Origin of the sequence: Oribacterium sp. KHPX15, assembly GCF_900107835.1 — a bacterium.
GTDB lineage: Bacteria > Bacillota > Clostridia > Lachnospirales > Lachnospiraceae > Oribacterium.
The window spans coordinates 7295-10765 of record NZ_FNRG01000064.1; the positions used below are offsets into that span (position 1 = coordinate 7295).

The window sequence follows — 3471 nt, forward strand, 5'->3', positions numbered from 1 at the left end:
AAATACTTCTTTAACAGTGTGTTTGCTTTCCTCTTATCATTTTCTTTAAGTAGATCCAGTATCTTATCAGCTTCTTTGGCTGTTAGAGCTGCTTTATACAGCATGTAATAGCAGTCATATCCATAATCGTCATCTTCGGTCCATTCTTTTAAGAAAACTAAAGGGTAATTCTCTGTATCGATTCTTACAATAACAAATCTTGAATGTTTTTTGTTTGCTACTATTATTCCGTAACGGACATGTATTATCCGTGAATCATCTTCATCATCGTCTCTATTTATAATCATATATATCCTCTGTCCTTAGTTACCTAAGGATCTTTTCAATCTTCTTCTGTTCTGCATCCGGTAATATCTTCATTAACTGCCGTAACACCCGGCCATAAGACTCTTCTGGTATACGCTTATATACGGCATTAGAAAACTTCATACCAAGGAATTTTTACCAAGTTCCATTTGTTTACCTCATTAAGATCCCGGCTTACAGTAACTTGCAAACCGGGATTCTCACAGAAGAAACGCTCAGTGACCCTTGTGCTTCTCCTTCTTTTTTTGCTGTTTCAGATCATATTGTTTCTGCCTATCAGCTTCCCGCATTTCTTTCCTATTCTGTATGCGTTCAACCTTCATTTCCTCCCTTTGCTTCTGCAAAGCCTGCTGGGACTTGGTTCCAATGCCGATATTTTGCAGTTGCTTCGCAGCATTACGCTGTCTTCGTTTGGGATTGTCAGCAGCCTTCTTAAGTTTGACCTCCACAGCCGGACTGAACTTCAGCTCGCTGTAGTGTTTGAGAATGAAATTCCGGACTTCGTTATCCTTTGGTTCTGATCCAAATGTCATTTTGCTTACCGACAGCTTTTCATCAGAGACCTTTTCGAAAACTCCAACCCAGAACGGATCCTCAAAGTAAACCGTGAGCTTTCCACTCATTTTGTCCATAATGTTCCCTCCTTGAAAATTCTTATGGACAAAGAATGGACAACCCGGAGGGGCAGGTTACTTACCTCATTCTGAGAATGAGACGGCCGGGCTACCTACCGGCTCTGGTGCATCTAATGCACGTTGCGTTTTTATCTTTGTCTTTTTGTTTATATATGAAGCGTCCTATGACGCAACATAATCATTTAAAAACCTTATTTAATGGCCCAGAAACCAGCCTGCATGTAGGACGTCCATAATATATTTACAGATTTGAAGCCGGTATTCTTTATCATTTCAAGATGCTGCTCTATGGTTATGGGAAACATTTCAACACCTCGTCTTGCCTGGTGAGCTTTCACTTCTTCCGGTGTCCAACCATGGTCTAAGAGATATTGTCCCCATCGATTCAATGCCATGGCTTCACTTTCCTTAGTTGACATACTTATGTTCTCGAAGGTTATAAAGATACCATCTTCCTTCAGCGCCCTATAACATTTTTTTACAGCAATCTCTCGAGTCTCAAGATCATAGTAATGATGGCTCAGGATGGCAGTTACAATATCAAACTCGTTTTCATATGGAAGTTCATGTGAAGGCACAATGTTGAAACAGATATCCCTGCCCCTTAACTTTTCCTTTGCTATCTCTAACATGCCTTCGGACGGATCACAAAGTGTAAATTCAGTATTCGGAAGTTCTCCAAGTGCTCTTAAAGCAAGAGTTCCGGTACCGCAGCCTGTGTCAAGCCATTTAAAGCTTCCTTCTTTCTCATTGAAGACCATCTTCGCCACATCAATAACCTGACTATGGAATTCTGCATAATATGGTAATACATTCGAAATCTTTGCATCATAAACACTTGAATTATAAGACGAGGTATTATCTTTCATTTTTCCTCCAAACTTGAAATTGCCGCGCTCTTCGCTGTTACGAAGTGTACTCGAAAATCAGTTTATCAAACATTCGATGGTTGATTGTCAACGCTTCCTTTTCTAAACGTATTCTCTTCATCCCGGCTTTTTCCATAGCTTTCAGCGAACCGATATTATCAGACGCGCACCAGCCGGTGACGGCCTGGATGTTTTCATCCTCTGTCAAATAATGAAGCACAACAATCAGGGCTTCTGTGGCAAATCCCTGCCCCCATGAAGCGCGATCAATACTCATTCCGATCTCGATTTGGTTTTTATCCGCATCATAGTCATATGCGCCAATTGTACCGACCAGTTTTCCTTTATTTACGATTCCCCAGCCATAAAAATGCGGATCATCATAGCTCTTTATAAATGTTTCGATTGTTTCAGCCGCCTTCTCTTTTGTCTGATATGGATTCCAACCGGAATATTCAAACATCTGAGGATCACTGCCTAAGATCTCAAACAGTACCGCAGCGTCCTCTGGTTGATGCCTTCGTAAGATTAGTCTGTCCGTTGTCAATTCAACTGTTCCACTCACGTTATCATCCTCACAAATACAGATTTGTTTTTCCCAGGGTCATTCTTTCTTTATTTTCTCAAGCATGACCGTTTGTTCCTTCATATATATCTTTCCGACCTTATAACCGTACTCCATCAGTTCTTTTTTATAAGTCAGAAAAGAATGATCTAAAGGAAAACCAGTTATCTTTCCAATTTCGGCAAAAGTCAGGATGAATTCATCAGTTCCGTTGTTCTGTATCCAATTCCACAGGGAATCATATTTGCTCATATCTTCGTCATCCTCTCCGTTAGTGCCTTGTTTCTTTTGACTGTACGTTATTCGCTTTTGGGGCCTACGGATATTATAGCAAGATACGTGAATAATGAAGTATCCTCATAAAAAAAATAGCTGCACGACTGTATAATGATCAGTCGTGCAGCTACACATCATTTCTCAAACTAAGGATTTCTATCATGAGCCAGCCAATCCATAAGCACTATAGCATTATTATGTTCTTCATCCTTTGCAGCATAGAGCAATGTGATATTATCAGATTTGATATGCTCTTTTACGAATTCCAACAACTTCTCAGCATCCTCTGAAGCATCAAGCTCCTCCATGTACTTCCTTCGAAATTCAGGATATTTCTCCGCATCATGGTTAAACCATTTCCGAAGCTCATTAGATGGCGCAATTTCCTTTTCCCATGCTTTTACTTCAGATGATTCTTTCTTTATCCCCCTTGGCCATAACCGGTCTACAAGGATCCTTATCCCGTCGTTTTCCTCTAGCGCTTTGTAAATTCTCTTAGTCCTGATACTGTACATACATTGTCGCCTCAATTCATCTAGAAATTAAGCCTTATCTCCATCTCATGCCATTTTTCACCGCCCCACTCGGATGCGGACTCTCCCAGGTCATCAAATCCAAATTTCCTGTACATTTTTATCTTTTCCTTATGACATGTCAGTACAAGTCTCTTCCGTCCACGAGCCTGCTCTTTCCTGCAATAGTTAAATACAAGTTCCCTGGCAAGGCCCATTTTTCTGTACTCCGGAAGGACGTCAAGGCCCATAATCATTACTGTTTCTCCATCAGGCTCATGAAGGCTTTCATCAGTGAAAAATTCATC

The 3471-nt window shown here is 40.6% G+C and carries 7 protein-coding genes; all 7 read right to left on the bottom strand.

Annotated features, from left to right (window positions below; genetic code table 11):
* Window positions 1-287: hypothetical protein (locus BLV86_RS18020; protein ID WP_175456600.1), on the bottom strand; the 287-nt coding region annotated here is incomplete at its 3' end.
* Between the two features lie 234 nt (window positions 288-521).
* Entirely contained in the window at window positions 522-938 is a 417-nt protein-coding gene (locus BLV86_RS17105) for a YjdF family protein (protein ID WP_090819995.1), read from the bottom strand.
* A 194-nt stretch (window positions 939-1132) separates the two neighbouring features.
* On the bottom strand, window positions 1133-1810 hold the full coding sequence (locus BLV86_RS17110; protein WP_090819997.1) for a class I SAM-dependent methyltransferase: 678 nt from the start codon (window positions 1808-1810) through the stop codon (window positions 1133-1135).
* A 37-nt stretch (window positions 1811-1847) separates the two neighbouring features.
* Complete coding sequence (locus BLV86_RS17115) at window positions 1848-2375, bottom strand: GNAT family N-acetyltransferase (protein WP_175456601.1); 528 nt, start codon at window positions 2373-2375, stop codon at window positions 1848-1850.
* A 39-nt stretch (window positions 2376-2414) separates the two neighbouring features.
* A complete protein-coding gene (locus tag BLV86_RS17120; protein WP_090820003.1) occupies window positions 2415-2627 on the bottom strand; it encodes a hypothetical protein in 213 nt (70 codons plus the stop codon).
* A 170-nt stretch (window positions 2628-2797) separates the two neighbouring features.
* Window positions 2798-3166, bottom strand: coding sequence for a DUF488 domain-containing protein (locus BLV86_RS17125; RefSeq protein WP_090820006.1), 369 nt, complete (start codon window positions 3164-3166; stop codon window positions 2798-2800).
* A 20-nt stretch (window positions 3167-3186) separates the two neighbouring features.
* On the bottom strand, window positions 3187-3471 hold a 285-nt coding region (locus BLV86_RS17130; protein ID WP_139297965.1), incomplete at its 5' end, for a GNAT family N-acetyltransferase.

Excerpts from the sequence above, each read along its gene's own strand:
- BLV86_RS17105 (WP_090819995.1), bottom strand. The coding sequence starts at position 938 with ATGGACAAAATGAGTGGAAAGCTCACGGTTTACTTTGAGGATCCGTTC.
- BLV86_RS17110 (WP_090819997.1), bottom strand. The coding sequence starts at position 1,810 with ATGAAAGATAATACCTCGTCTTATAATTCAAGTGTTTATGATGCAAAG.
- BLV86_RS17120 (WP_090820003.1), bottom strand. The coding sequence starts at position 2,627 with ATGAGCAAATATGATTCCCTGTGGAATTGGATACAGAACAACGGAACT.
- BLV86_RS17125 (WP_090820006.1), bottom strand. The coding sequence starts at position 3,166 with ATGTACAGTATCAGGACTAAGAGAATTTACAAAGCGCTAGAGGAAAAC.